At 69.0% G+C, this 306-nt stretch carries 1 pseudogene; it reads right to left on the bottom strand.

The features are described from left to right. Window positions 1-306 (bottom strand): annotated as a pseudogene (locus MXD60_RS26385) (NADH-quinone oxidoreductase subunit L); the annotation flags it as partial.

The raw sequence follows: 306 nt of genomic DNA on the forward strand, positions 1-306 counted from the left end.
GAGCTTGGCGATCTGGCGGGTCAGGATCTCGCGGGAGATCGGGTACTCGTCGCGCAGATAGATGTAGACGTCGGTCGCCTCGACCACGTGGGCACCGATCAGCATGCCTTCCAGGAAGCGGTGCGGATCGGTGTTCAGGTAGAGCTGATCCTTGAAGGTGCCGGGTTCGCCCTCGTCGCCGTTGACCGCCATCAGCCGCGGGCCGGGCTCGCCGCGCACGGAGCGCCACTTGCGGCCGGTGGGGAAGCCGGCGCCGCCGAGGCCGCGCAGGCCGCCATCGTCGAGGACCTTCAGGACGTCGTCGAC

The organism is Frankia sp. AgB32 (assembly GCF_023243045.1).
Taxonomy (GTDB): domain Bacteria; phylum Actinomycetota; class Actinomycetes; order Frankiales; family Frankiaceae; genus Frankia.